Consider the following 25162-nt stretch of genomic DNA (forward strand, 5'->3'; position numbering starts at 1 on the left):
CATGTTCCTTGCCGCCCCATAACATAGCTTACAACATCCGTTAAATCAACGCAGGCCGCAAAAGGACACGGATTCCCCGAGGGACATGAACCGCTACCAGAGCTCCACTATCGCTATTCACCCTGATCCATCCCAAACCGGAAATATAGATATCCGATGGAGCTTTACGGGGAACACGGAACTCATGTCTCGTCCATTCTGGCATTTCTGCCAATTGATCGCGCGTTGGCGGAGAAAGCAGTTCCCCGGCATGATCAGCGAACAATTGATCAGCCCGCTCCAGCTTCGTGCGATGTATTTTGAGCCCACCGTTAATGTAGCAGGTAAAGGATTGGTGCTGACCTTCTACAAAATCAAATCGGGCCATCCCCCCGAAAAACAAGGTTTGTCCGGCATCCAGTTGATAAGCAGCAGGCTTCAGCGGCTTGTCCGGCATAATGGCGCTTAAATCTCGACGGGAGACGATTTCGCTGAACCGCCAAGGGTACACAATACCCGGAGTATCAATAATATGCTTGCCGTCATCGAGTGGAATATTCACCATATCGAGTGTAGTTCCCGGGTAACGGGACGTTGTGAGTTCCTGCTCCATATCGCTGTAATCACGAATCAGGCGGTTAATAAGCGTAGATTTACCCACATTTGTCGCGCCAACCACATATACGTCTCGATTGCCGCGCAGCTCAGATACCACATCCAGCAAACGGTCAAAGCCCTGATTTTTTTTAGCCGAGCACAGTACAATATCCGCTGTCCGTAGTCCTTGCTCCTTTGCTTGCTTTTGTACCCAGTTAAGCACCTTGTTCCAATTCGTTACTTTAGGCAGCAAATCGGTCTTGTTCACAGCCAGTACAACCGGGTTGGAGCCTACAAAACGTTGCAGACCAGAAATCAAGCTGCCTTCAAAATCAAAGATATCTACAATGTGGATGACGAGCGCGTCCTTGTCCCCTATCTGGCTTAGCAGCTTTAAGAACTCGTCCTGATCTACTGCCACCGAAGACGTTTCATTATAGTTTTTGATCCGGAAGCAGCGCTGACAGATGACAGGCTCCCTTGTAAGCAATTTTTCGGGAATATATCCCGGATGCTCCGGGCTAGTGGTCTGCATGGTAATACCGCAGCCGCTACATTTGACAGCAGTTCCGCCATCAGGTCTTTCAGTCATTCTTCTTTTCCTCCTCAAGCCATAAGCCTTTCTTACGTAACCTTGCGAGCGCGATTCGCTCCAACCGCCGATTAAAGCGGGTCATGACTCCTTCATCATGGATGGATATCGGCAACACCAACACCGTATGCAATCCCAGTCGGTTGCCACCTAATACGTCCGTCAACATTTGGTCTCCGACCATAATAGTCTCTTCCGGAGTAAGCTCCATCATACGAATGGCTCTGCGAAAAGACGAGTTGGAGGGTTTCCGTGCAGCGTGTATAAATTCAATGTCCAAAGGTGTAGCAAACATGGATACACGGTTCATATTGTTATTGGACACGATGACAAGCTTAAAACCCGCCTGTTTGACCTTTTCGAACCAGGCCACCAGCTCGGGAGTCGCATTCGGCGCTTTTGCGCCGACCAGCGTGTTATCCAGATCCGTAATAATGCCGCGATATCCTCGAGCATACAAGCCCTCAAGATCAATATCAAAGACGGTATTCACCCGTAATTTGGGCATCAGCATTTCAAACAACGTCGGTCACCTCAGTTTCATACGACAAACTATACCATATTACTATGGCTTAGTAAAAAGCTATCCGCAACAAACGGACAGCTTTTTTACCAAGCTTAAAATAAAGTTTATAAATAGGCAGCATTCGAGCCTGAAGAAAATAACTAGTCTTTATCCTTTTGATCTGGCGCAGCTTTTCGTCCAGCTCCTCGTCTCGTCCATCCTTCTTTATGCAACAGGGAAGCTTGCTCTCGAACCTGACGCCAATCTTCTGCAGTCACTGAAAAGGGACTATAACGCGCTTGCTCAAACCGTCCGAGCAACTGCTGTAAAAGAGCTGCACGCTCCGGTGCTTCGATCGACCATCTGCCAACCGATTCTCGCAGCGTCTCGTGACTGGCACGCGCAAACCCCTTTCTTCGCATGTATCGTAACCAGTGCTCTGTTTCGACAATCACCTTTTCATCTGGAGTCAGCGGCTTTCCTCTGCGCAAGCGCAGCAGGTAAAAGTGGACATCTGCGCGAGTACGCCAGATAATATATGCAGCCCACAGCACAAGGATTGCAGCAGCTATAGCTATGATGACCGGATGAATCTTTAATCCCTCTTCTGAATGATTCTGAGGTGCTTGTTCAGACTGGTCTGGTTCAGGCTGATCTTTCACCTCGGGAGTATCAGGCGTTTTTGTATCCTCCTGTTCCGTAAGCAACGGCATATCAAAGCCCGGCGTAGCTTCTACAGGAATCCAGCCATACTCCCCCATATATATTTCTGCCCAGGAATGAGCATCCGCGTTGGTTACAGAGTAAGAGGACATATTTTCGTCACCATCGCTCGTTGCTGCTTCATCCGAAAACGTCTGCTGACCAGGCGCATACCCTTTGACCCAACGGGCTGGAACCCCAACCGAGCGAGCCATCACGACTAACGAAGTGGAATAATAATCGCAATAGCCCTCCCGGATTTCAAACAGAAAGGCATCTACAAAATCCTTGCTTCTTTTTCGTGAAAGGTTCGGATTATTGGTATATGCATAATTTTGCTGTAAATACCGCTGTAGCAGTCCGACCTTTTCATACGGTGTTTTGGCTGTTGCTGTTATGTTTTTAGCCAAATCGCGCACTCGCTGCGGCAATTCATCTGGAATTTGTAAGTAAGCTTCCTGTTTGTTTGCCCCATACAGATCACTATAGGTTTTTTTGCGCAGCTCTTTCTCGGGAATTACAGGCACATGGGATACAAGGGTATACGTTTTGGGATAAGCAGTTCTTCGGGAGCCTGGGCTCCAAAGCAGTTCTGCCTGTTCCGGGTTCCAGTGTAACCCGTTTGACTGTGAATCTCTGTCAACAGATTGAACACGATGTATCGAATAGGCGCCAAACAGCACCGGATAGCTCTGATCATTTTGCATCGTGATCGTCTGAACGACCTGCTCGGTCGAATGCCGCGTTTCCTGTGTGTTTTCCAGCTCTGCAGCCATTGACACATCATTCAGTGTTTGATCATCGTTGCCCGCGTCACTCCAGCCTGTACCCGAATACATCCGTTTCGATTCTCCCCGCCAATAGCTTCGCTGATTGGTCGTAATCGTCATAACGGGAGAATAATCAAAATTAAAACCTCCACCCAACCGATTATCCTGGCGACTATAACCCGAAGCAGTACTCATCCGCTGATTCATCGCCCCAGCTCCATTGTTGATCCCAACGGTACTAGCACTATTGTGCTGAGTCCACGCCGTATAGGGGTCCGTCAAGGTGGGCTGTACCTCAGGCATATTCACGCTAACCATGATAATCAGCGCGAAAATGACCGCGATATTGGCTGCGATTTTATATGGATAGCGGCGAATATGCCTCCAGCCTTGTGGATAATGCTGACGAAAATACTGCAAATGCTGCGTTACCAGCCAGCCCATACCGGCAAAGGCGATCCAAGCTACTTCCTCCCAGAGGACCGTTGGGGTGAATGAATCGAGCACCGCCAGCGCAGCAATATTGATACCTACAAATACGATAATCCGCTGCTTTGTCGTAACAATGAGCGGCACCATTTCAATGATCAGCCAAGCGATAAGAGAAAACCAAATATAAGGGGACATATTAGATATGAATTGATCCAAACGGTTGGCTACTCCCCCGAAAGGGATCATGATTGAGTAGGCCACGAGTGTCCGATATAAGATAAAAAAGAGCGTCGCCGCCTTAATGATAAATTCAATCCATGGTCGGAATGGCAGTAAAATTTTCACCAGAGCCAGCATCGTAATGGTCATTAATACAAGTGTTCTTGTCTCCTCCATCCACAATTCGGAAGCAAAGGACACCCATTGCATGGCAATAATTATAATCCACAAAAAGGTAAAGGCCAGCGCCCCGGAACCCTTCAATGATTGTAACCAGCTCTTCACAGTGTCCCTCCTCCCATCACAGCCGGGAGCTCTTCAAGGCTCGGAATATGATAGCCCTGTATTCCCCTTGTACGAAGCATGCTTATCCATTCTTCAGCTTTTTTCTCAGTGGAGCCTTCTCCGATACGGACGTGGCAAGGAGTCATCCCCCGGGTATCCGCCCAGCGAAGAAGCTCCAACGCTCGCTGATCCTTCAACGGGCTGACCAGCACAAAATAGCAGCCTTGCGGAAACTGGCGCACACTGCTCTCCACAGCAGCCATCAAGCTGCCTTGTGAAGTCACGTGTATGTCTACCAAGTGATGCATCATCCGTTGTCGTTCCATCATCTGCTCACTGGGCTGAAAAACTGTTCCCTTCTCTCCGGCCGTGCACAGACCGACCCCCATTCGCTCCCGTCCGCCATATTCCAGCAATGAAGCGGTAGAGGACACAGCCAGTTCAAACTGTTCGGCGTTTATATAATGCTTCGTCTGCAGATCCAGTACAAGCATGGTTTTGGGAACCGTTTCGTGTTCAAATTCCTTGGATTTCCAGCTGCCTGTACGAGCAGTCGCATTCCAGTGAATACGTGAAAAACGATCCCCATATACATAGTCCCGCACACCGTTAATTTGTGTCGTTTCACGCCGTGTCCGAGTTTGAACCGTTTGCGGCCCGGACATCCTTGAACGACGGTCATTCACCTGCCAATACGGAATGAATACCGTTCGGGGCAGGACTCGAAACTCACCGCGCGCGTTCAACCTGCCTTTGTGCTCTAGCAGGCCGAAGATGTCCTCACTGACACATTCAGTTTCCTCAAAATGATAGCTTCCCCGCTCTAAAGCAGGCGTCTGAAATGTAAGCTGTCCGCCCCCCTTCAGACTGGGAATGACGCTATCTTCAAACGACCAGGATTCACCCGTATGTCGCTTGAGGACCTCTCGGACAATGATATACGGCAACGGAAGAAAGGCGGGGATACGCAGACTCAGCATTACATGCACCTGATCTCCTGCATGCAGCAGCTCGCCAAACTCCGAGCCTTGTGAGAGCTGCCGGGAGCCCTGGACACGGCGAACCCCGCTCAGACCAACGATCCATAAATAAACGCCCAGCAGCGTTACCATGGATAACAGCATAACCGACGTCTTGCCACCCTGAAACAACAAATACAGCAGGCAAACCACCCATATGCCTATCAGAAGCCAGATGCGGCCTGACAGCCGGGAAAGCCTGTGCTTTCTTTTGACCATATTCATTCCTTAAGAACGCTCCATTCGTACGGGTACATGAACCTGCCGAAGAACAGACTGAAGCACGGACTTGGCGTTGGAACTGTCGAGACGCGCCTCTGGACGCAGCAACAAACGATGCGTCAGCACATACGGTGCCAGCGCCTTCACATCATCAGGCAGCACATAATCACGGTTGTCCAAAAAAGCATATGCCTTGGCGGCCATTACAAAAGCAAGCGCCGCCCGCGGGCTGGCTCCCAGCAGCACCGATGGATGTTCTCTCGTGGCACGCACAATATCAAGTAAATAGGACGTTACTGCCTCGTCCATATAGATTTCTCGGATTTCCTGTTGGATCGCAGAGATTTGCTCCATGTGGGCTACAGCCTTCAGACGGTCTGCCGGCTGACCCACCTGATGATGAAGCAGCATGCTTCGCTCCGTCTCCTTGTCAGGATAGCCCAGGCTGATTTTGAGCATAAAACGATCTAGCTGCGCTTCCGGCAGCATATATGTGCCTTCAAAATCAATCGGATTTTGTGTCGCACACAGCATAAAAGGATGAGGCAACATATGCGTTTCCCCATCCACCGTCACACTGCGCTCTTCCATCACTTCCAGCAAAGCCGATTGAGTCTTCGTCGTGGCCCGGTTAATTTCGTCCGCCAGCAAAATGTTGGTCATCACAGGACCGGGACGGAAATAAAAGCGTTCATCCCGTGGATGAAATATGGAAACCCCCGTAATATCACTTGGGAGGATATCAGGATTACATTGGACACGGCGGTAATCACCGCGCATGGATTTGGCAAGAGCCTTGATCATTTGCGTTTTTCCCGTACCCGGAACGTCTTCGATCAGAATGTGCCCACCCGCCAGCATAGCTGTAAGCAGTAATTTTATTTCAAAGGATTTTCCTAATATGCATGATTCCAGATTCGAACGGATTGCAGATACAATCTGCGCAGATTCTTGACGTACGGGCATAACTGAGTAAACCTCCTAGATAGCAACATGTTTCCTATTATTGTACATGAAGGCGGGCACAGAGTACACTTATCGCCTTTCCCATATCCTTCAAAATGTATCCTTCTTAGCATCATCCCGTGTGCACAGCACATCAAAAGCCCTCCGGTCATCAGACCGAAGGGCTAAGTAACACACATGATTACTTTACTTATCCCAAAGTATTACTTATCCTTAAGTACGCTAATTTTATATGCTTCCTTTTGGACGAACAAACAAGCATGCTAAGAATGAGAAAATAATCGCCGAGGAAATCCCTGCACTAGTCACACTAAAAATCCCTGTAATGACACCAAGCCATCCGTCCTTCTCCAATTCGGTTAAGGCGCCGTGTACGAGTGAGTTGCCAAAACTGGTAATTGGAATCGTCGCACCTGCCCCTGCAAATTTGATAAGCGGATCGTAGATCCCGATGCCATCTGCAATAGCACCTGCTACCACCAACGTACTCATCGTATGTGCCGGTGTCATTTTAAGCCAATCCATCATTAACTGGCCCACGACACAAATGGCACCGCCAACTAAAAAAGCCCATAGATAGATCATACTTGTCCTCCCGCTTCGAAAGCTACAGCATGTGCAACGCAGGGAATGCTTTCACCCTGCTGTGTAGACAAAGGAGATAGCAAAGCCCCGGTTGCCACAACCAGTACCTTTTTCAGTTCTCCCTTTTCAATCCGCTTTAACAGATGGCCGTAGGTTACCACAGCCGAGCATCCGCAACCACTGCCGCCTGCAATGACTTTCTTTTGCTTATTGATATCGTAAATCAGTAAACCGCAATCATTAAATTCCGTCTGATTCATATCGTATCCATCTTTTTTGAGCAGCTCCTTGGCAATCGGCAGCCCCACTGAGGCCAAATCCCCCGTTACAATAAGATCATAATAACCAGGGTCCCGGCCTGTATCTCGAAAATGAGACAACAGCGTATCTGCCGCTGCCGGAGCCATGGCTCCACCCATATTAAAGGGGTCTTTGATGCCCATATCCATAACACGTCCAATGGTAGCACAATCCACCACCGTACCTGACTTGGCATGTCCCACAACTGCAGCGCCAGAACCTGTAACGGTATACTGGGCCGTGGGAGGCTTCTGTGATCCGTATTCATTAGGATAGCGGAACTGCTTCTCCGCCGTACAGTTATGACTGGTCGTACCCGCCAACACATAATCGCCCGCCTCTGAGTCCACAATAAGCGCGGCCAAAGCCAAGCTTTCCATTGAGGTTGAGCAGGCTCCAAAAACACCCAGATAAGGAATGCCCAGCTTGCTGGCTGAAAAGGAGCTGCTGATAATCTGATTCATCAAATCACCACTGATATAAAACTGTACTTCCTCTTTGTTTAAATTGGCATTTATTAGTGCCAGCTCAGTAGAATGTTCAATTAGTCTGCGTTCCGCTTTTTCCCATGTTTTCTCGTTAATTTCGATATTGTCATAAATATAATCAAAATCTGTGGATAACGGCCCCTCACCTTCATCCGGGCCTACAACGGTAGCACTCCCAATGATGCGCGGTCTCGACTCAAACTTCCAGGTTTGTCCTCCCTGTCTTTTCATTAGTGATGGCCCCCCACACCGAGGATGGCATATATAACACCCACGACAAATGCGGCCACAACCCCGAATACGATAACCGAGCCTGCAAGCTTAAACATATTTGCACCCACTCCGAGCACCAGCCCCTCGGAACGATATTCCAATGCCGCCGAACACATCGAATTAGCAAAACCTGTAATGGGTACAGCGGTTCCCGCTCCCGCCCATTGGGCAATCTTATCGTAGACCCCGATGCAGGTTAATATGACTGATAGCAAAATCATCATGGATGAGGTCGGCGCAGAAGCATCTTTGGCAGAAAGGTGCATCCCTGCCATAAAAGCCTCCTGAATCGCCTGCCCAATCACACAGATGACGCCCCCAACCAGAAACGCACGCACACAATTGGCGAATACTTTTCTGGAGGGTTCATGCTTTTGGGAAACACTCTGATAGTCCTTCTCATTTATGGACAGCGGAGACGTGTTGGTACGAAAACCGCGCTGCCCGGATTTAGCTGGCATTATTCACCACCCCTTATTCGTAAGTTCCGCGCTTGGCGGTTCGGATTGCTTGGGTCTTTTTCATTATGAGCTTTTTGGGGAATCGTTATGTCAGGAAAATGATATCGTAGACATTCCGTAAAAATGCCTTCATACTGAACACATGACGACCACTGGTTAATTAATAAAGGAGTGAGAAATACATCATGGAATCAAAAACTTTGGAATTGTTTAAAACCTTAACGGAGTTCCCTTCCATTCCCGGGCACGAGCGTGAGCTGCGGGCGTGGGTTAAAGATCGTATATCCGGTTATACGGATGAAATTGTGCAAGATCGCTTGGGCAGTCTTTTTGGCGTACTACGTGGAGAGGAAAGCGGACCACGTGTAATGGTGGCTGGCCATCTGGATGAGGTTGGATTTATCGTGAACGGCATTACGGAAAATGGAATGATTCGTTTTCAGCCGGTTGGAGGCTGGTGGAGTCAGGCCATCATGTCACAACGTCTTCAGGTGCTGACCCCTCATGGGCCAGTTATCGGTGTAGTCGGCTCTGTCTCGCCTCATTTGCTTGATGAATCTCAACGCAGCAAGCCCATGGAGATCAAGCATATGTATCTGGATATCGGCGTTGACAGCCGTCAGGAAGCGCAAAATCTGGGGATCGTACCTGGAACGGCCATTGCACCGATCTGCGAATTTACGCCACTCGCGAATCCTAAAAAAATCATGGCAAAAGCATGGGATAACCGCTATGGTGTAGGCTTGGCGATTGAACTGCTGGAGGCATTACATAAGGAAAAGAACAAACTTCCTAATACGTTGTATGCAGGAGCTACTGTCCAGGAGGAAGTGGGACTCCGTGGTGCACGCACAGCGGCCAATCTTGTTCAGCCGGACATTTTCTTTGCACTGGATTGCAGTGCTGCCAACGATATGGCCGGTGATCCGAATACATACGGGCAGCTGGGCAAAGGCGCACTGCTGCGGGTATTTGATCCAGGTATGATTACACATCGCGGGATTGTAGAATATGTACAGGACATGGCGGAAACACACAAAATAAAATATCAATATTTTATTTCTACAGGGGGAACAGATGCAGGGCAGGTACACTTGAGCGGAATTGGCGTACCCTCTACCGTCATTGGCATTTGCGGACGATACATCCATACTTCCTCATCTATTATTCACACTGATGATTACGATGCAGCCAAAGAGTTGATCATCAAGCTGGTGCAAAATCTGGATCGTACCACGCTGAATACGATTATTGAACAAGCCTGAAGATGTAATATAGAGTTTCATCCTATTAAAAAACAGTCAAAACACGTATACGTGCATTGACTGTTTTTTTGATTTGATAGACCAGCATAGAAGTCTCAAATTAAATGCTTATAACGAAGCAAAGCAATAACGACAAGTACAGCTGTTAAAGCGATGCAGACGTTCTCTACCTTTGCCCCCTTGCGGGTTCCGGTACTCATCAGCTTAAACCGCAGCTTCCATTTGAAGGGTGGCAAAGGTTTAATACCGTTGTTCGTCAAGGAATCAGCCAGCAAATGCAGCAAGTACGCCATACCTCCCGCCAGCCATATGCTATCGCCATGCAGACGAGTCGTGCCATACAACAACGCAGCCCATGCCACTGTCCCGTAGACCGTGTGTGTCAATCCCCGGTGCGGGACAAGCGTACAGATGATCAGTAGACACCCGGCAATGTAATTCCATGGCGCATATGCTTCTCCATACCAGGCTAAGCCAATCCCAATTAAAAAGATAATGGCCTTGCGCATAGTTCGTGAAGGCATAAAGGAAGCGCTAATCATCAGCAAAGCGAGAACAAGATTCCACGGCGGTGGGGCCATATGGGTGAAAAATACCCAGCCGGCAGCCCCAATCATCAGAAGCTGTACGAGTCTAAGCATTTTCGTAGGCAACGCACGACTCACGAGCATCGAGTTAGGTTCATCAATATCCGGCAACAGTGAACCGACCACAGCAGCAGCCACCGCAGCTGGTGTCACTTCGTGTCCACTCAAAGCTAATACCGACAGGGAGACCCCGGTTCCAATAATCAAATGGGCTCTTCCCATCATGGTGCATAACATCCTTTCGTTGGTGCATACAACAGAGCTCAACATGACTCTATTAGAATCAGCATGATTCGATTGTATACGACAAACAAAAGGAGAACAATAGTTCGCTTATTCTATTTATAAGATATCCTCCAAAAGTCCTATTCCAAACATGCGCTTTCTAGTGCAGGCACTCCCTCCCAAAAACACAACATTTGGCCTATACCAATGTTGACAAAGAACTTATATTTTCTTCTTTTTTCCTTAAAGGCCTATTGTACAATTTTAAATATTATGTAATATAGTGTTTATATTTACTATATAAATCTATTAAATGAACAAGGAGGAAATGATTATGCAAAAAAAATCTGCATTCCGCAAGTTTAAAATTGTCGGTCTGACATCACTGCTCAGTCTTGTTTTGTTCGCTCTTCCCGCTTCAGCTGCTTGGAATGATACATATACGGGATATGCCACCTATACAGGATCAGGTTACTCGGGAGGGGCTTTATTATTGGATCCCATCCCTTCGGATGCCAAAATTACAGCTCTTAACCGCACACAGCTGGATTATAACGGAATCAAGGCTGCATTAGCTGGTGCCTATTTAGAAGTTCAAGGCCCCAAAGGAAAAACGACCGTATATGTAACAGATCTTTACCCTGAAGGTCCAAGCGGTGCGCTTGATTTGTCCCCGAATGCTTTCAACCAAATCGGCAATCAAATTGATGGAAAAATCAATATTTCGTGGAAGGTTGTCAAGGCTCCGGTTACCGGCAATGTCTCCTATCGCATTAAAGAAGGCAGCAGCAGATGGTGGGCAGCCATTCAAGTACGCAATCATAAATACCCGGTCTTGAAAATGGAAGTCCAACAGAACGGACAATGGCTCAATCTTGAAAAACAGGACTATAACCACTTTTTAGGCACTAATTTAGGCAACCAACCTCTCAAAATCCGGATTACGGACATTCGCGGTGTCGTACTGAACGATACCATTCCAGCTCTAGCGGAAAATGGCTCAGACGGAGCCTATATCGTTAAAGGTAACGTGCAATTCCCTGACTGATTATACAACCGTCATCTTTCCTTCTATCATTTGAACTGACAAACCCGGCCGGGAACCGACGCAAGCAAATCTGCGTACGGTGTTCCTGGCCTTTTCACGAAAAAGTCGCTATTGTTCACAAAAAATCGGTTTGTTCACTGCCCTGTTCACAGCAACACACGTATAATGAATACATAAAAAGGGTGTACTCAACAGCTATGTGCACACAGACAGGAGGCCGCCTGTCCACATGAGCAATTTCAAAAAGCATCACAAGCTTCACAGCAAATTGCTGATCAGCATCACGTTATGTATCACGCTTACGTTGCTGGTATCTACCACTGTGTATTATTTCTACTATATTCGAGTGGAAAAGGAGCAGGCATTCGAGGCCAATCACGGCAGCTTGTCATTGAGAAGCAAAGAGGTCATTAACATGACATCTATCGCTCAATCGTTGGCGTTTCAAATGTATCGCAGCAGTACCCTGTCCAAGTTGTTGTATTATCCCAAGCCCAATGTATATGATGTAACCGCTGCCATGAGTGAATTAAATAATTATCTCAATTCGATGCCGTATATTGAATCCATCTATGTGTATAATCCCAAAAGCGGAACCTTTTACATTGTATCCACACGAGGCCAAAATGGGTTATTCAGCAAAAATGAACTGGCAGACACAGATATCATTCGCGTACTGGATCATTACCAGGACTATAAACCATTCACACCTATCCCGCGCACGTATCCGCTGCTATCTTCCTCGGACTCCATAGCTGGAGCAGAGCAAGCAAGCATAGATATCGCAGCTTATACGTAACGCAATCAGCTCCAATGAAGCCATGAATTCGGCCGTGATTGTGAACGTGTCTGCGGCCGAAGCCATCCCCACATTAAAGGTTACTTTCAACGAACGGTACACATAAGTGTCCAGAATATCCGTCGTATTGTACAGCACCCCATTGTTGCCGATTAATTGATAAAATAGATCGAATTGTCCTTTCATAATACTGCCGAGCGCAAACAGCAGCAGCACGACAAACGTCGATTTGAGCATAGGGACGGTGATGTACCAGATTCGCTGAAAAATGTTGGCTCCATCCATTTTCGCCGCCTCATAATATTCGTCACTGATCCCCGTAATCGCTGCCAGGTAGATTACCATGCTGTAACCGAGATTTTTCCACAGATAGAACAGGATAATCAGAAAAATCCATACCCACGGTTTGTTGTATACATCCACGCGTTCACCACCGAATTGCAGCAGCAGCGTATTCAGAAAACCGTTATCATAATTAAATATGTTATACACGATCACGCTCAGAATAACGAAAGAAACAAAGTAAGGCAGGAACATCACGGATTGAGCGATTTTTTTAAAGTAACGCCCTCGCAGCTCATTTAGCAAAATAGCGAGAACAATCGCTAACACATTGCCAAATAAAATAAATGCTGCGTTGTATCCAACCGTATTCAATGTCAACTTCGTCAGCGTGCCGGATTGCCATAGAAATTGAAAATTCTGAAGTCCGACGAACTTGGCATCGAACAAGCTGGTATTGAAGTCAAACTGGGTAAATGCATAATAGATGCCCACCATTGGAATGTAAGAGTTAATGAAGAAAAACACCAAGGTCGGCAGCAGCATCAGAAATAATATCCGATTACGAATCAATTCATGGAAAAATCCTTTTTTCTTACCGCTTGCCAGCCTCCTCTCGTTCAGACGGGAATCTGTGGTAAGCATAGCGGAACTCTTAGGTAAAGGTTGATTCAATGTGAGTCACTCCCCCTCTGTATACGTTACCGACAACATAGCTTGCAGCATCGCCGCCGTATGACCTTATTTTATGTAAGCGCATTCAAATCGAAAAGTGAAGCCTTGCATGCTTCATGAACAAAAGAGTGTCCCAAGGAGTGAACAATTCAGATATTTGTGAAGTATTGTGTAATATAAGGCGCCAGTTAGACGCCTCACCCCATTCTGTACCGCCGCTTCATACAGCTTATAGGCTCCGCTTACATTGCCAGACAGCACTTTCCCGAGAAAATCCCCTTCATCCTTGATCCATGCAAAATGCAGTACCGTATCCACTCCACGTGTCAGCTCATCCAGTCGTGCTGCATCATGTATGTCCATTTTGACAATTCCTGCCTCATCATCCCTTTTCAAGTCAGCGGCGGTGATTACATATTTCCCTCCGCGTTTCAGCCCTTCATATGTTACCTTCCCAATTGTACCCGCCGCCCCCGTTATCAACAATTTGCGTTTCATGGTCTGCTGCTCCCTTCCTTGATTGGCTGTATGCTGTCATCCATATCTTAATCTTAACCAACTCCTTAGGTAGGAAACCACTTTAACAAGGCAACTGGCTGTCTTGTTAAAGTGGTTAACGGTCCGGCTGGTTACTCAACCGGAGCTATGAGTTCCTGCGGATCAGAAATTTTACGATCATAATCACGGATGCGGAAGGTAAGCGGCTGTGGATAATGCTTATCCACAGTGTAGTAGAAGAAGCTGGTATCGTATTTTTCCTGTGATTTATATACATAGACTTCGTTTGACCAGTCATATCCTTCAGTAAGCTTGTGTTCGGCATGATTGCCATCCGTAAAAATGGGATCGAGAGAAAACGTACGGTGTTTTTGTCCGTTATGGGTAAGCTTCAGTGCAAGTACCTGAGCTCGAGCTCCCGCAGCAAGCCCTGATTTTTTTTCTGCCGGGAGTGTCACTAACGAGACGGAATCATCCGGACCGGCAAGAATTTGGTTTTTATTCATGTCGACAACTAATGTTGACTTCGCTTTTTCAATCCCGCGGATTCCTGAGGTTTTGAAGCGGATCGATTGTATATGCAGATCTTCCGCACCATCATAATCTTTGAACAGTGTCGTAATCCGACCATCGGAACCGCTAAACGTCGGCATCAGAGTCGAGGAAAATAGGTATTCTCCCCCTGACTTGGATGTTAACACCAGGTTTGGATTCAGCAGCTCATGAATATCAAACGTATTCCTTTCATCATAACGATAAACGAGGCTTATCCCGGCCGGGGACACAACTGCCTTTTCCACGTCAACCTTTTGACCGGCAATTTCCATTGTATTATTGATGCTGAATACGCGATCGTTAGACACCAGCGATTGAGGTGCAAGCTCAAAATTGAGGCTAAAACGGCTTTTATTTTGGGTTTTACCATCAAGAAGGGCTGGGTCCTTAAACGCAAAATGAACCGGATTTTTAGGGAAATTGATATTTGTCGGTAAATCCTTGCTCGTCCGTGTAGGGGTCGACGTTGCGTTCAACTGCAATTTCAGCGTATCCGCTTTCTTTGCTACATAAAATTCCATGATCCCATAGCTGATGCCGGGCCCAAACTGATGGAGTGATCCTTTCGTCATTGCCGAGCGTGTTCCATTGATGGATGACACGTCGATTTTAGTAAAACGGGCTAAGGCTGGCTTTGAACGATCCACCAAGGAAAAATGATCCAAATCGACGGGCGTTGTGCCTTTATTTTCAAAGCTGAAAAGCACGGTAATCCGATCACTTCCGGCATAAAAACCGTTTATCGTGAGTTTACAGCTTCCTTGTACTTGAGCGATCTCCAGCGATTGTACCGCATTGAGTTCGAAAGCGCTACGAATGGCTGGCTCCCGCTCGGCCAGTAATTGAAAGCCGCTGAATTCCTTTGAATCCAGTTGAATGGTGTGATTGCCCGAATGAGCTGCCGACTGTCCTGCGAGGGGTACCATACCATGATGAACGGCAAAAATGGAGCCTAACACGGCTGCCGCTCCCAGTATGGCTGTTCCCAGCAATCCTCCTTTTTTTCTTAATCCCTTCTTTTTTCGTTGTCCCTCCGCAATCCCCCGCGAAATCGCAAAGTCCAGTACACTATCATCTATTCTTTTTTCCGCAATCTTCATTTCATGACTGGCCGTCATTAATAAACTTTCTTCCTCACGCATGGTTAAGCCCTCCTTCTGCAATTCCCATTTTGCGTCTCAATTGCTTTAATCCCTGATACACCCAACTTTTTATCGTTCCCTCCGGCTTTCCGAGAACAAGTGCAATGTCCGGTATCGTCATATCGTGCATATACTTCAGAATCAGAACATGCCTGTGTTTGGGCTTCAGTTTGGCGAGCGCATTTTGCACATCAAGCATGCTGTCACTAACCATCTCATTCGTATGGATATCAATGTGACCTTCCGTCAAAACAAGCCTTTTACGGCGCCTCTGTTCATCAATACAGACATTGATGAGAATACGGGTCACCCAGAAATCGAAACTGTTCGCATCTTTTACATGCTTGCGCTTCATCCATGCTCTGCAGGTGGTCTCCTGTACCGCTTCGACCGCGTCCGCTTGATTCCGCAAGTAGCTAAATGCGATACCGAACAATCTTCTTTTTTGCGCTGATATTTTCTGAAAAAATAGATTTTCCTCCACTCCTGTACTGCCTCCATTTCCAATGTGCTACATGTTTTCTCCCTTGAATCCATCCGGTTACACCAGATTGATCTTTAGCTACAGGAAAGACGGTACTCCTGGGCAAATCGTTTTATGGAGCTCTATCTTTTTGGATTGTCCTTCCTATACTATAAAAAATGCACCCCCTAAAATGCATCGCTTAGGCCCCATAGGAGTCAGCAAGTCAAACGTTCACTTTACTGTGCTTCCTGCTGCATATAAAAAAGGACCCTGCCACCTTTGCAGAGTCCTCACTTGTTACTTCTCTATCGTAATTATATTCAAGCCTGTCGCACTACTTTCGCTCTACGATTAACCAAATAAATGCTAAGCCCGATTAAGACCAGACCGATGAGCAGGAAAGCCGTAATCGCTTCCCCCAGCACCAACGAGCTGACGAATACCGAGATCACAGGCACCAAGAACGTATAAGACGCCACCTTACTCGCATCTCCCGAATTAACAAGTGCGAAATACAGCAGCCAGGAAAGCGAAATTCCCAGCACCGTACCGAATATTAGCCCTGACAAATACGGTACATTCCATACAATATCTGACCAGCTTTCCGTCACCGTTCCGACTCCCGTCAACACGATGCCTCCCAGTGTACATTGAAAGGCAACCAGCCACAGCGAATCCACACGCTGGTTTACTTTTTTCACATATATCGTTCCCAAAGCCCAGCTGACGGCTGTAATAATCGCGATGATCACGCCCGCCACAGCCACATGTCCTGAAAAGCCTCCTACACTGACTGCTGCAACGCCCAAAAATCCGATAACCAATCCAGTTACCTTGAGTCCAGACATCGCTTCACCCAGCCACATCCAGGCAAAAATGCCGACCAGTACGGGCTGGAGGTATACCAGCACAGAAAACAGCCCGGATGGTACGTACATCAGCCCCACCGTTTGCAGACCATAGAAAAGTACCACATTAAAAATACCGGAAATGGCATACACCCGCCAATTTTCTTTCCAACGGATGCGATTCCAGCGAGGCGCTAAAATCGCCCCCAGCAGCAAACCTCCCAGCAGTGTACGTAGTCCTGCAAACAGAAGTGGAGGCGTGAATTGCAGTGCCACTTTATAGATGGGCCAGGAAATGCCCCATAATACAACCAGCAGCGCGATCATCATCATTCGCTTGGCTGTCGTCAACTCTCCCATGATGCTCTCGCTCCTCTATGAAAAAATCATTAGATTTTATATTTTACCCCTATAAAACAACTTTATCAAACAAAATATGTGCGTTTTTCGGGTTGAGGAATCCATGCAGTTGTCTATGTTACAATATACCAAAAAGAAAGATAGAGCTTATAAGGATAGGAGGTTGTCTGCACTTGATTTATATCATCAAATTTTTGTACAGCTTCGTGCTCCCTCCCGGTTTGTTTATTCTCGCTATGGCTGGACTTGTAGTCTGGTTATGGAAACGTACACGTAAACCTGCTATCGTGCTGCTTGTGGTCACATTGCTGCTATATGCTTCCTCCACCAATTGGGTTGGAGATTCGCTAATCAGCAGTCTGGAAAAGCAGTATCCACAGCCTCGCACCATTCAAGGCGATGTCATTGTCGTGCTGGGAGGCGGAGCCACAGCGGGGACCCCGGACATCAATGGACAAGGCAATCTGCTAGGCTCTGCAGCCAACCGACTACTCACTGCAGCCCGATTGCACGAGACAACAGGCTTGCCGATTCTTTTTTCGGGTGGACAAGTGTTTGGTGACAGTGGTAATGAAGCGGATATTGCCCAAAGGCAGCTTCTCGGACTTGGTATTCCGGCAAAGGATATCCTGATCGAAAACCGTTCCCTGAACACACAGCAAAATGCCGTATTTACAGCTCAAATTTTGAAACAGCATCAGCTCACAAAACCCATTCTGGTGACCTCTGCTTTCCACATGCCACGTGCTGCGCTGGAATTTCAGCGTGCAGGCATGCTGGTCACACCTTATCCGACCGACTATCTGGCAAGTGAAAATTTATCACTGTATGCCGCCAAGCTCTCGCCGTCTGCCGGAGCCATGTCTACAACCGCAACAGCCCTCAAGGAATATCTAGGAATTTTGGCATTAAAGCTTAAATAATGGGGTGCCTATGGTGTAACAGCACACACGAACAAGCGTCTTGGCCCGCAGGGTGTATAATCCTGCAAGCTGTCAAGACGCTTGATTTTCCATTACATTTCCTTAGGTAAGAAAATTTCCGATATTTGTTCTTCCGAGATCACCTTAAAGCCTTCTTTTTTTAGCAAAGCCGAGGTTACTCCATTACCCGCAATTTTACGGTTTTCGAATGCCCCGTTATAGATGGCTACTGATCCGCAGGACGGACTGTTTTCTTTTAAAACGATAAGAGTTGCGTTAACCTCTCTAGCTATGCTTAAAGCCTCGTATGCACCTCTAATGTACATATCACTAACATCGTTACCCGAGAACTCGACCACCTTGGCTGTACCGTTCAGCACATCCTCTCCCGTCCCTCCAACAATTTCGGCAGGCTCTCTCGGAGTCATAAAGCCCCCCAACAGCTCAGGGCAAATCGTCATAGCCTTCTGTTCATCTACCAGCTTCTGAATATGTATATCCAGGCTATCCGTACCGTTGTATCGTACCTTCATGCCTGCCAAACACGAGCTGACTAAAATCATTGATTTCCTCCTTGAGCCCACTGCTCTGTTCGCAGCTTAAGTAGTTTAAGTATAAACAAATTTTCTCCTTGCGTCATTGTACGAAAATTAAACTTCGGGAATGTACTCAAATAGGATAAATCCGTAAATTGTTATGAAGCAGTTTTAAGAGTACAGGCACAGTTGGGCACCTGCCCACATACAATAAACAGACCGCAAGCCCGGTAAGTAACAAAGGCTGGTAAGTTCGCAACTACCTCAGGAGGTGTCATCCGTGCCCGGACTATTTAGCGCTATAGCTCTGTTCATCAAGGAATTGACGTTACTCGTCTCTTACGTGAAAAACAACGCCTTTCCGCAGCCATTGACCGAGAAAGAGGAAGCACGACACCTAAAGCTGTTTGCCGAAGGCAATGCACATTCCCGCAACACACTTATTGAGCATAACCTGCGGCTGGTGGCTCATATTGTGAAAAAATTTGATAATACAGGCGAAGATCTGGAGGATCTCATATCCATCGGCACGATCGGACTGATTAAGGCTATCGAAAGCTTTCAGACCGGGAAAGGCACAAAGCTGGCAACGTTTGCAGCCCGTTGTATAGAAAATGAAATTCTAATGCATTTAAGATCTCTCAAAAAAACACGCAAAGACGTATCTCTGCATGATCCTATAGGAACGGACAAAGAAGGGAATGAAATTACCTTAATTGATATCCTCGGTACCGATACAGACGATATTGTAGATAAGGTACAACTTAAAATCGAAAAGAGTAAAATCTATCGCAATCTGGATATTTTAGATGAGCGTGAAAAAGAAGTGGTAATTGGTCGATTCGGACTGGAAGCCGGAGGAGATGAACGTACACAACGCGAAATTGCCCGAGAACTCGGGATTTCTCGTTCGTATGTATCACGGATTGAGAAGCGTGCACTAATGAAATTGTATCATGAATTTTACAAGCAGAAGGGGTAATAAATCAGGAAGCTTTCATACTGGGAAGGACACGATGCTGGTAGCGTTCCTGAAGAAAATGAAGTGAGCAACCATTCTCTTCTTTGAGAAACAGTAGATAATGAAATACAGGAGCCTGACCATCAACGGTCAGATTCCTGTTTTTATCATGCAGTTCTAAATGAAGATATCCCATTTCTGAAACGAGGCAATCGTACACTTTCCACTCGCAAACGCACGAATACCCGTTGATTCCAGTCCAGGATACAGATTGCGGTAAGCTTCCCCTTGCGCAGCCATCCGCTGCGGGGACAGCATAAATACGTGCCGGTTGCCAAGCGGAAACAAATCTGGACACTCCCAATTGTCGCCGAAGCGTCCGTCACTCATAGCCAGTACATTGACATACGTCCAGCTTCTCAGATCTTCAGAACGGTAAAGCAGTACAAGCCCGTTCCCATTGGCATCATTAGAACCAATAACGGCGTAATATTGGTCTTTCGTGCCTGATCACCTTAGGGTCACGAAAGTCCTTGCGGCTGGCCGTGTCCGGTATAGCGTCATAACCGATGACCGGGTTGCCCTCCCACTTTCCGAACGTTACGCCGTCTTCCGATACTGCGATTCCTTGTGACTGCTTGTAATCCTGATCTTTGACGGGCCCGGTTACAACATGCCCAGTATACATCAGGACAAGCTTCCCGCCTCGCTCACAGGAGCCAATTCTAGTTTGTTTGATAAGACCTCCTCCCCCTACAATTATTTAATCGAACCTTGCATAACACCCTGAATAATATATTTCTGGGCGAACAAATAGATGATAATGATAGGAAATATCGTCAGTACCAAACTTGCCATCAGCGGACCGTAATCCACTGTATAGGTTCCGTAAAAGTTGTAAGTGGATAACGGAAGTGTCCTTTGCTCCGGATCAACCAAAATAAGGGAAGGCAGCAGAAAATCATTCCAGATCCACAGCACATTGAGAATGGAAATGGTGGCTGTCGTAGGCATCAATACCGGAAACACGATCCGGAAGAATGTCTGAATCCGCGTGCAGCCGTCAATCAGCGCCGCTTCCTCCAACTCCTTCGGAATGCTTTTCACGAATCCATGATAAATGAAGACGGCCAGCGAGCTGCCAAAACCTATATACATATAAATCAGTGACCACTTGTTGTTCAGCAGATCAAGTGAGCCGTAAATTTTCACCAATGGAATCATGATGGCCTGAAACGGAATAATCATGGAAGCAACCATTAGCATAAACGTATATTGATTGAACTTGGTGTTGTTTCTGACAAAATAATGAGCCGTCATCGCCGCGAACAGTGAGATAAACAAGACACTTAACACTGTTATGACCAAAGAGTTGGTGAAAGCATCGACGTAATTCATTTTATCAAACGCATTCACATAATTAGCCATATTGAATATCTCTGGAAGCGATAACGGATTGGAGGTAATGGCTATGTTTTCCTTGAAAGAATTGATCAGCAGAAAAACGAATGGCACGATGAACAATATGAGCACGACTGTCAGAACAATGAACTTGATGATGAAGGAAACGGCTTTTTGACTTGTCATTATGCCTCCACCTCCAACTTCTTGCTAAAATAAACCTGAAGCAGGGTGATGAGAGCAACCATCAGGAATAGTACGAATGCTTCCGCCTGCCCCACACCATAATCACGGGAAAGGAAAGCCTTTTCATACACATGCATCGACACCATTTGAGTACTGCTGAACGGTCCGCCTTTCGTGAGCGCAAGGTTCACGTCATAGACCATAAATCCGCGCTGCAAGGACAAAAATATACATACGATGAAAGAAGGAACCATCAAGGGAAGGACCATTTTCCGCAGTCTAATCCAGCTGTTCGCCCCATCAATGTTTGCAGCCTCCATAATATCATTCGGCACACCGGTCAGTCCCGCGATGTAAATGACCATCATGTAACCCGCGTTCTGCCACACAGTTACAATCACGAGTGCCCAGAAAGCTTTGTCGGGATCAGCCAGCCAAGTTGTGCTGAGTGACTGAATGCCAGCATGTTGTCCCAAGTAGACAAGTACGTTGTTGAAAATAAACTGCCAGATAAAACCGAGTACAATGCCGCCGACAAGGTTGGGCAGGAAAAATCCCGCCCGGAAAATACTCTGTCCCTTTAACCCTTTTGTCAGCACATAGGCCAGCATAAAAGCGATAACATTGATAAGAACTACGGTATAAAACACATATTTGAGCGTCAAGCCGAACGATTTCCAAAACTCAGTATCCCGAAAAACGGCAAGGTAGTTTTGGAGACCCACCAGCGATAGTGTCGTGGAAATACCGTCCCAGTTCGTGAACGTCAAATAGATGCCGTACAAAAACGGAATGATCATTACCGTTATGAAGGCCAACAAGGTTGGACCAGTAAACAGCAGCCGTGACCGGAGCCGGTTCCACACTCCCTTTTCAACAATCATGATGATCCCCCTCTTTACTCCGGGTGGTTTCGAGAAAAACTTATTTTACGTTTTTCCAATAGTCTTCGATTTCTTTTACCAGTGTTGCGCGGTCGCCCTGTTTCGCCAGATATTTCTGCATGGAAGAACCTACCTTGGACCAGTGGTCAGCAGGCAGTGTACTCATCGACTGCTCTGACTTGCCTTTTGCGATATAATCCTGGATGGACTTGCCAAGCGGGTCGGCCGCAGGTAATGTAATATTTTTGAACGCCGGGATAATGTTCGCTTTGTTCACGAGGAAATCCTGGCCTTTCTTCTCGTAGACAATCCAGTTCAGGAACTTCTTCGCCGCCTCCTGCTGCTCCGGCGTAGCCTTCTCTTTGTCAATAACAATGCGTTTGGATACAGCGGACGAAATCTCCTGATTGCCGTAGTCATTGGCATTGTTGCTGATCGGTACAGGCAGGAAACCATATTCTTTGTTAGCGGTATCAAAACCACTGATTTGCGGCCATGCCCAGTTGCCCATGAACCAGATGCCAACTTCACCTTTGCCAAGCAGCTCTGGTCCGCGTTCATAAGTCCCTGCCAGCGGGGAAGCCTGATCGATATTGTATTTCATCATGACGTCAAATGTATCCATAAGTCCGTTAAATACCGGATTGTTAGCCAAGTCGGCTTTGCCCGCTTTCAGTGACGCTATGAACTTGTTCACTTCAGCCATGTCTTTGTTCTGACCAGCATAAGCAAGAGGCAAATAATGAGCGCCCAGGGACCAGTCCATTGGAGATATTACCAGTGCTTTCTTTCCGGATGCCTCTATTTGCTGAAACAGTTTTTCAAGGTCATTTCGGGTTTTAATTGTGGCAGGATCAAAGCTTCCACCTACTGCTTTATCAACAACAGCTTTGTTGTAAATGAATCCGTAGCCTTCAACAGCCAGCGGAAATGCGTAATTCTTACCATCAAATGTCGTAGCTGTAGTTGCGTTCTCAACAGTGTCCGCATTCCACTTTTCTCCGCTCAAATCAAGAATACGGTCCTTGAATTTCTCGACATCGCCTGTATCCAGCATGATCATGGTCGGTGGATTTCCGGATGCATACAATGCAGAGGCACGCTCAAAAGGTGACCCACCGGTCGGAACCGGCTGGATTTCAACCGTGATGCCCGGATTGTCTTCATGGAATGCCTTGGCGGCATCCTCCAGCTGTGTAAGGATCTCACCTTTGGAATTCAAAAGCGTAATTTTCACATTTCCCGAATCCGCTGATCCTCCTCCAGAAGCCGAATTACCGGAGCTTCCGCATGCGGACACTACCATAACCAAAAGAAGCAGCATTACCATCCATTGAACTCTTTTGAATTTCCTCACTTTGTCATCCCCCTTGTTCTTAGTTGCTCTGATCATCTAAATAAAACGCTTACAATTGAATTGTATGTCAAAGGGTTGACTTGTGTCAATTGTTTGACATATTAAACTTTTACATGTACTTAAAAAAAATCCGTCTCCCCTTGTTAGAGGAACAGATTTCAGTCAAGTCATTGAACGATCAATCAGTTCAACAGGCAGCAGATTAACAATCTGCACCTGTTCTCCCTCCGGTTGCTTATGAGTCTGCTCGACTCAAGGCTGACGTTGTCTACAATCGGCAGTCTTAACGACGTAGGTTCCGGCCTCAGCCAACAAGGTTCTGATCGTGCTCGTGACAGTCGCGGCTATCGCTTCTTTTTCAGTGCCCAATTATATGCTGACCTTTATATGATCTTAGGTATAATCCTGATCGGAATTGCTGCGCAGCTCAACATTTTGATTCTTTCCAAAATAGCTTACTTCTCGCTATGCACAAAGAGGCTATGAGAGTTCCTCAGACTCCTCAAAATTTATCGCGGACAAGCTCCGTCACTTTCTGCTAACCTGGTTGAAAATACAAGGCATCATATGTTGATTTAACTATATTCCGGTCATAAAAGTCGTAAATCATTTGAGGTATGTTCAAAGCTGACGATCACTGAACTGATGCGCAGTTAGAGTATAACGAGGTTATTAATAAATTTTATCGTTTCATCATCAAATAAAGTAGAAAAACCTTGATCCATCAATGTTTCTGACAATCAAGGTCCCCACTCTATCTCAAAACTGTTTTTTATAAGACGGATTGTCAAGCCAAGTGCGACAGTTCCTGTGTGAAAGATTCGTGAGCGGTTTTCCACCCCAGGCATTTTCGGGGGCGATGGTTGATTAAATCTAGCGAGCGCTCCAATGCCACATCGGATACTTGGGCAAAGTCTGTGCCTTTAGGAAAGAACTCTCGAAGCAAACCGTTCGCATTCTCATTCGATCCTCTTTGCCAGGAAGAGTATGGGTCAGCAAAGTAGATCTGCACGCCATGTGTGGTTTCCAGGTTCGCGTAACAGGCGAACTCTTTGCCTCGATCTGCAGTTGCTGTTTGAAACACCCCAACAGGGTACTGAGAAGCCGCTACGCCAAAGGCAATCTTCATCGACAATGCCGTTCGATCGGGCATTTGAATCGCGGTGTACAAACGGGTTTTCCGTTCAATGAAGGTTGCCACACAGCCTTTGCTTTTCCCACGACCAGACACCACCGTATCTAGTTCCCAGTGTCCAAAGGTGTCCCGGGAACGGATCTCCTTGGGGCGTTCGGAAATCGACTTACCCACGGCAAACTTCCCTCGTTTTTCAGCAGGCTGTTGCCGTTTACCTTTGTGCCGTAGCACCTTCACGTCCGCTTGGGCAAGGCGGCCTGCATAGAGCCAGCGATAGATGGTTTTGCAGCACACGGTGGACTGGCCTTCTGCTCTAAAACGCTCCACGATCTGCTCAGGTGACCATGTCGCATGCAACTTCTCTTCGAGCTCTACCGCTTGTTCCTCTGTCCATTTGCCTCGGGGTACAGAGGCTCTACGGCGCTGCTCGTAAGCATGTTGGGAGCGCTGTGCATCGTAGGGCTCTAGCTCAGCATTCCGACGAATTTCCCGGCAAATGGTCGCATGATGTCGCCCCAGCTCCTCAGCGATGGCTCTTGAACTTTTCCCTTGCTGATGCAGGATTTCTAGCTTGCTTCGTTCGATTATGCTAAGATGTGAGTAGCTCATGGTGGATTCTCCTTGTGTGAATGTG

General features: G+C 46.9%; 25 protein-coding genes and 1 pseudogene. 5 read left to right on the plus strand and 21 right to left on the minus strand.

Annotated features, from left to right (window positions below; all coding sequences use genetic code 11):
* Positions 1 to 40: 40 nt before the first annotated feature.
* The 8 genes from yqeH to spoVAC form a co-directional block, all read right to left on the minus strand.
* Positions 41 to 1168 carry a ribosome biogenesis GTPase YqeH gene (gene yqeH, locus GCU48_RS02115; protein WP_152378877.1) on the minus strand — a complete coding sequence of 376 codons (1128 nt, stop codon included), beginning with the start codon at positions 1166 to 1168 and terminating at the stop codon, positions 41 to 43.
* Positions 1161 to 1691: a YqeG family HAD IIIA-type phosphatase gene (locus GCU48_RS02120; protein WP_152378878.1), complete on the minus strand. Its 531-nt coding sequence runs from the start codon at positions 1689 to 1691 to the stop codon at positions 1161 to 1163. Before GCU48_RS02120 ends, yqeH begins: the two co-directional genes overlap by 8 nt.
* Positions 1692 to 1834: 143 nt before the next feature.
* A complete protein-coding gene (locus GCU48_RS02125; RefSeq protein ID WP_152378879.1) occupies positions 1835 to 4081 on the minus strand; it encodes a transglutaminase domain-containing protein in 2247 nt (748 codons plus the stop codon).
* Complete coding sequence (locus GCU48_RS02130; RefSeq protein WP_152378880.1) at positions 4078 to 5325, minus strand: DUF58 domain-containing protein; 1248 nt, start codon at positions 5323 to 5325, stop codon at positions 4078 to 4080. Before GCU48_RS02130 ends, GCU48_RS02125 begins: the two co-directional genes overlap by 4 nt.
* A 3-nt stretch (positions 5326 to 5328) precedes the next feature.
* A complete protein-coding gene (locus tag GCU48_RS02135; RefSeq protein WP_152378881.1) occupies positions 5329 to 6288 on the minus strand; it encodes an AAA family ATPase in 960 nt (319 codons plus the stop codon).
* 228 nt (positions 6289 to 6516) lie between these two features.
* The gene (spoVAE, locus tag GCU48_RS02140; protein WP_068501902.1) at positions 6517 to 6873 is read right to left on the minus strand and encodes a stage V sporulation protein AE; all 357 of its coding nucleotides are present in this window, start codon (positions 6871 to 6873) and stop codon (positions 6517 to 6519) included.
* Complete coding sequence (spoVAD, locus tag GCU48_RS02145) at positions 6870 to 7892, minus strand: stage V sporulation protein AD (protein ID WP_007431311.1); 1023 nt, start codon at positions 7890 to 7892, stop codon at positions 6870 to 6872. Before spoVAD ends, spoVAE begins: the two co-directional genes overlap by 4 nt.
* Complete coding sequence (gene spoVAC / locus GCU48_RS02150; protein WP_152378882.1) at positions 7892 to 8395, minus strand: stage V sporulation protein AC; 504 nt, start codon at positions 8393 to 8395, stop codon at positions 7892 to 7894. The genes spoVAD and spoVAC overlap by 1 nt, the downstream gene beginning before the upstream one ends.
* A gap of 185 nt (positions 8396 to 8580) precedes the next feature.
* On the opposite strand from spoVAC, the gene GCU48_RS02155 reads away from it, so the two are divergent.
* Entirely contained in the window at positions 8581 to 9660 is a 1080-nt protein-coding gene (locus GCU48_RS02155) for a M42 family metallopeptidase (RefSeq protein ID WP_152378883.1), read from the plus strand.
* Between the two features lie 95 nt (positions 9661 to 9755).
* Here the strand turns inward: GCU48_RS02155 and GCU48_RS02160 are convergent, their stop codons facing one another.
* Positions 9756 to 10472: a metal-dependent hydrolase gene (locus GCU48_RS02160; protein WP_152378884.1), complete on the minus strand. Its 717-nt coding sequence runs from the start codon at positions 10470 to 10472 to the stop codon at positions 9756 to 9758.
* A 334-nt stretch (positions 10473 to 10806) separates the two neighbouring features.
* On the opposite strand from GCU48_RS02160, the gene exlX reads away from it, so the two are divergent.
* Positions 10807 to 11520, plus strand: a complete 714-nt coding sequence (exlX, locus tag GCU48_RS02165; protein ID WP_152378885.1) for an expansin ExlX — start codon at positions 10807 to 10809, stop codon at positions 11518 to 11520.
* Positions 11521 to 11749: 229 nt separating this feature from the next.
* Positions 11750 to 12319, plus strand: a complete 570-nt coding sequence (locus GCU48_RS02170) for a hypothetical protein (RefSeq protein WP_244316013.1) — start codon at positions 11750 to 11752, stop codon at positions 12317 to 12319.
* Here GCU48_RS02170 and GCU48_RS02175 read toward each other — a convergent pair.
* From GCU48_RS02175 to GCU48_RS02195, 5 genes and pseudogenes are all read right to left on the minus strand, one after another.
* Positions 12254 to 13276 carry an ABC transporter permease gene (locus GCU48_RS02175; RefSeq protein WP_244316014.1) on the minus strand — a complete coding sequence of 341 codons (1023 nt, stop codon included), beginning with the start codon at positions 13274 to 13276 and terminating at the stop codon, positions 12254 to 12256. The genes GCU48_RS02170 and GCU48_RS02175 overlap by 66 nt on opposite strands.
* A 189-nt stretch (positions 13277 to 13465) precedes the next feature.
* Positions 13466 to 13774, minus strand: a pseudogene (locus GCU48_RS02180) (NAD-dependent epimerase/dehydratase family protein); the annotation flags it as partial.
* 131 nt (positions 13775 to 13905) lie between these two features.
* Positions 13906 to 15471: a hypothetical protein gene (locus GCU48_RS02185; RefSeq protein WP_152378886.1), complete on the minus strand. Its 1566-nt coding sequence runs from the start codon at positions 15469 to 15471 to the stop codon at positions 13906 to 13908.
* Positions 15464 to 15955 carry a sigma-70 family RNA polymerase sigma factor gene (locus GCU48_RS02190; protein WP_244316018.1) on the minus strand — a complete coding sequence of 164 codons (492 nt, stop codon included), beginning with the start codon at positions 15953 to 15955 and terminating at the stop codon, positions 15464 to 15466. The genes GCU48_RS02185 and GCU48_RS02190 overlap by 8 nt, the downstream gene beginning before the upstream one ends.
* Before the next feature lie 302 nt (positions 15956 to 16257).
* Entirely contained in the window at positions 16258 to 17145 is an 888-nt protein-coding gene (locus GCU48_RS02195; RefSeq protein WP_025719523.1) for a DMT family transporter, read from the minus strand.
* 173 nt (positions 17146 to 17318) lie between these two features.
* On the opposite strand from GCU48_RS02195, the gene GCU48_RS02200 reads away from it, so the two are divergent.
* Entirely contained in the window at positions 17319 to 18068 is a 750-nt protein-coding gene (locus GCU48_RS02200; protein ID WP_152378888.1) for a YdcF family protein, read from the plus strand.
* A 92-nt stretch (positions 18069 to 18160) separates the two neighbouring features.
* On the opposite strand, the gene GCU48_RS02205 is transcribed toward GCU48_RS02200, so the two are convergent.
* On the minus strand, positions 18161 to 18631 hold the full coding sequence (locus GCU48_RS02205) for a 2-thiouracil desulfurase family protein (RefSeq protein ID WP_152378889.1): 471 nt from the start codon (positions 18629 to 18631) through the stop codon (positions 18161 to 18163).
* Between the two features lie 253 nt (positions 18632 to 18884).
* On the opposite strand from GCU48_RS02205, the gene sigK reads away from it, so the two are divergent.
* Positions 18885 to 19586, plus strand: coding sequence for an RNA polymerase sporulation sigma factor SigK (gene sigK / locus GCU48_RS02210; RefSeq protein ID WP_025719529.1), 702 nt, complete (start codon positions 18885 to 18887; stop codon positions 19584 to 19586).
* Positions 19587 to 19742: 156 nt separating this feature from the next.
* On the opposite strand, the gene GCU48_RS29475 is transcribed toward sigK, so the two are convergent.
* The 6 genes from GCU48_RS29475 to GCU48_RS02235 all read right to left on the minus strand — a co-directional run bounded on the left by GCU48_RS29475 (position 19743) and on the right by GCU48_RS02235 (position 25137).
* The gene (locus GCU48_RS29475; RefSeq protein ID WP_341874662.1) at positions 19743 to 20045 is read right to left on the minus strand and encodes a hypothetical protein; all 303 of its coding nucleotides are present in this window, start codon (positions 20043 to 20045) and stop codon (positions 19743 to 19745) included.
* Positions 20035 to 20253 carry a hypothetical protein gene (locus GCU48_RS29480; protein ID WP_341874655.1) on the minus strand — a complete coding sequence of 73 codons (219 nt, stop codon included), beginning with the start codon at positions 20251 to 20253 and terminating at the stop codon, positions 20035 to 20037. Before GCU48_RS29480 ends, GCU48_RS29475 begins: the two co-directional genes overlap by 11 nt.
* Positions 20254 to 20324: 71 nt before the next feature.
* Positions 20325 to 21152 (minus strand): carbohydrate ABC transporter permease, encoded by an 828-nt coding sequence (locus GCU48_RS02220; protein WP_025719531.1) that lies wholly within the window; start codon positions 21150 to 21152, stop codon positions 20325 to 20327.
* Complete coding sequence (locus GCU48_RS02225) at positions 21152 to 22036, minus strand: carbohydrate ABC transporter permease (RefSeq protein WP_152378890.1); 885 nt, start codon at positions 22034 to 22036, stop codon at positions 21152 to 21154. Before GCU48_RS02225 ends, GCU48_RS02220 begins: the two co-directional genes overlap by 1 nt.
* Positions 22037 to 22076: 40 nt before the next feature.
* Positions 22077 to 23393 (minus strand): ABC transporter substrate-binding protein, encoded by a 1317-nt coding sequence (locus GCU48_RS02230; RefSeq protein ID WP_152378891.1) that lies wholly within the window; start codon positions 23391 to 23393, stop codon positions 22077 to 22079.
* Between the two features lie 787 nt (positions 23394 to 24180).
* Positions 24181 to 25137: an IS30 family transposase gene (locus GCU48_RS02235; protein ID WP_152378892.1), complete on the minus strand. Its 957-nt coding sequence runs from the start codon at positions 25135 to 25137 to the stop codon at positions 24181 to 24183.
* Between the last annotated feature and the right edge of the window lie 25 nt (positions 25138 to 25162).

It is taken from the genome of Paenibacillus brasilensis, assembly GCF_009363115.1.
Taxonomy (GTDB): domain Bacteria; phylum Bacillota; class Bacilli; order Paenibacillales; family Paenibacillaceae; genus Paenibacillus; species Paenibacillus brasilensis.

Bases quoted from the DNA above. Each gene is read 5' to 3' on its own strand.
- exlX (WP_152378885.1), top strand. From the start codon at position 10,807: ATGCAAAAAAAATCTGCATTCCGCAAGTTTAAAATTGTCGGTCTGACA.
- GCU48_RS02220 (WP_025719531.1), bottom strand. From the start codon at position 21,152: ATGACAAGTCAAAAAGCCGTTTCCTTCATCATCAAGTTCATTGTTCTG.
- GCU48_RS29480 (WP_341874655.1), bottom strand. From the start codon at position 20,253: ATGTATACTGGGCATGTTGTAACCGGGCCCGTCAAAGATCAGGATTAC.
- spoVAC (WP_152378882.1), bottom strand. From the start codon at position 8,395: ATGCCAGCTAAATCCGGGCAGCGCGGTTTTCGTACCAACACGTCTCCG.
- GCU48_RS02205 (WP_152378889.1), bottom strand. From the start codon at position 18,631: ATGATTTTAGTCAGCTCGTGTTTGGCAGGCATGAAGGTACGATACAAC.
- GCU48_RS02135 (WP_152378881.1), bottom strand. From the start codon at position 6,288: ATGCCCGTACGTCAAGAATCTGCGCAGATTGTATCTGCAATCCGTTCG.
- GCU48_RS02225 (WP_152378890.1), bottom strand. From the start codon at position 22,036: ATGATTGTTGAAAAGGGAGTGTGGAACCGGCTCCGGTCACGGCTGCTG.
- spoVAD (WP_007431311.1), bottom strand. From the start codon at position 7,892: ATGAAAAGACAGGGAGGACAAACCTGGAAGTTTGAGTCGAGACCGCGC.
- GCU48_RS02185 (WP_152378886.1), bottom strand. From the start codon at position 15,471: ATGCGTGAGGAAGAAAGTTTATTAATGACGGCCAGTCATGAAATGAAG.
- GCU48_RS02235 (WP_152378892.1), bottom strand. From the start codon at position 25,137: ATGAGCTACTCACATCTTAGCATAATCGAACGAAGCAAGCTAGAAATC.
- GCU48_RS02195 (WP_025719523.1), bottom strand. From the start codon at position 17,145: ATGGGAGAGTTGACGACAGCCAAGCGAATGATGATGATCGCGCTGCTG.
- spoVAE (WP_068501902.1), bottom strand. From the start codon at position 6,873: ATGATCTATCTATGGGCTTTTTTAGTTGGCGGTGCCATTTGTGTCGTG.
- GCU48_RS02170 (WP_244316013.1), top strand. From the start codon at position 11,750: ATGAGCAATTTCAAAAAGCATCACAAGCTTCACAGCAAATTGCTGATC.
- GCU48_RS02130 (WP_152378880.1), bottom strand. From the start codon at position 5,325: ATGAATATGGTCAAAAGAAAGCACAGGCTTTCCCGGCTGTCAGGCCGC.
- GCU48_RS02160 (WP_152378884.1), bottom strand. From the start codon at position 10,472: ATGATGGGAAGAGCCCATTTGATTATTGGAACCGGGGTCTCCCTGTCG.
- yqeH (WP_152378877.1), bottom strand. From the start codon at position 1,168: ATGACTGAAAGACCTGATGGCGGAACTGCTGTCAAATGTAGCGGCTGC.
- GCU48_RS02155 (WP_152378883.1), top strand. From the start codon at position 8,581: ATGGAATCAAAAACTTTGGAATTGTTTAAAACCTTAACGGAGTTCCCT.